This is a genomic window from Flavobacterium sp. GNP010, from assembly GCF_056428945.1.
Map to the genome: position 1 here is coordinate 1 of NZ_JBWJVK010000111.1, position 1799 is coordinate 1799.

Consider the following 1799-nt stretch of genomic DNA (forward strand, 5'->3'; position numbering starts at 1 on the left):
TCCACTAGCGTGAATAATGTAATTGTCAGCCATTATAATGCCAACATGGATTATAGTTCCTTCTTCATTGTCAAAAAATGCAAGATCGCCCGGTTCACTCTCCTCAATAAAGCTTAAGGCTTCTCCTTGTGTTGATTGCTGAGAAGCATCTCTTAACAGATGAAATCCATTGAGTTTGTAAACCATTTGTGTAAAACCAGAGCAATCGATACCAAAGGGAGTTTTACCGCCCCAAAGGTAAGGTGCGTTCAAATACATAAAGGCCGAATTGATCAAGCTTTCTTTTGATTTTTCTCCGCTGGTTTTAGTTCCTTCAAAATTAAAATTAGCACTATTGATATCATTATGGTGCAGGAAAGAAACAGAAGATCCAAGAGGTATTGGAATCAATAGATTGTCTGGAGCAGTAATGTATTCTATTAAATCTGCATTGAGGATTATGGCTTCGGATGATAATTGATTAAAACTAGATTCAGAGATGGTTTGCAATTGCTTGGTATCGATCCAACCTTCATAATCATCATATTGCATTTTGACTTTAGACCATTGTTTTTGTTGTTCTAAAATTTCAAAATGTTCACCAAATAAAATTTGAGAAACGATTTCGCTTCTGTCACTGGGTTCAAGGCGAAGTGGGATTATGGCTAAATTACAAATTCCGAACATCTAAATTTAATTAAAATTTAATAATTATGGGTTGTAAAGTCTGAACTTACAACCCATACCTTATAATTATTTTAAGCTCTCTCAATTACAATTGCTGATGCACCGCCACCGCCATTACAAATTGCAGCAGCACCTATTTTTGCATTGTTTTGCTCTAAAACATTCAATAAAGTAACAATGATTCTAACGCCAGAACAACCAAGCGGATGTCCTAAAGATACTGCACCACCATTTACATTTACTTTGCTGTCTTCGAGGCCTAAAATTTTAGAATTAGCCAAACCAACAACAGCAAATGCTTCATTAAATTCAAAATAATCAACATCGCTAATTGCTATTCCTGCTTTTTCTAATGCTTTAGGCATTGCTTTTGCTGGACTTGTAGTAAACAATTTTGGTTCTTGTGCAGCATCGGCATATCCTTTGATATAGGCCAAAGGTTTTAATCCTAAAGCGATTGCTTTTTCTTCACTCATTAGGATTACAGCTGCTGCACCATCATTGATTGTAGACGCATTTGCGGCAGTTACAGTTCCGTCTTTTGTGAAAACAGCGTTCAATGAAGGTATTTTATCTAATTTTACATTAGTGAATTCTTCATCTTTAGAAACTATGATAGGATCGCCTTTTCTTTGTGGAACCGAAACCGGAACAACTTCATTGTCAAATTTACCCGAATCCCATGCTTTTGCACTACGCTCATACGATTGAATTGCGAAGTTATCTTGATCTTCACGACTAAAGTTATATTCTGTTGCGCATAAGTCAGCACATACTCCCATAGCGCTGTTATCGTAAGCATCAGTAAGACCATCTTTTTGCATTCCATCAATCATTGTTGCTGGACCAAATTTGGTTCCATTTCTAAGGTTGAGGTAATGTGGAATCATACTCATGTTTTCCATTCCGCCGGCCACTACAATTTCAGCATCCCCGCACTGTATTGCTTGTGCGCCCAGCATCACCGCTTTCATTCCCGAAGCGCATACCTTATTTATGGTAGTACAAGCAACAGAATTAGATAAACCAGCGTATAATGCAGCTTGCCTTGCAGGAGCTTGTCCTACACCAGCTTGAACTACATTACCCATAAATACTTCATCTATTAAATTTGGATCTAGATTAATTTTATC

2 protein-coding genes are annotated in these 1799 nt (G+C 37.1%); both read right to left on the bottom strand.

Annotation, left to right across the window (positions count from 1 at the left end; genetic code table 11):
- The coding region (locus AC061C_RS15710) for a C40 family peptidase (protein ID WP_478291952.1) at positions 1-666 on the bottom strand (666 nt) is incomplete at its 3' end.
- Positions 667-737: 71 nt separating this feature from the next.
- A partial coding sequence (locus AC061C_RS15715) for an acetyl-CoA C-acyltransferase (RefSeq protein WP_478291953.1) occupies positions 738-1799 on the bottom strand: 1062 nt, incomplete at its 5' end.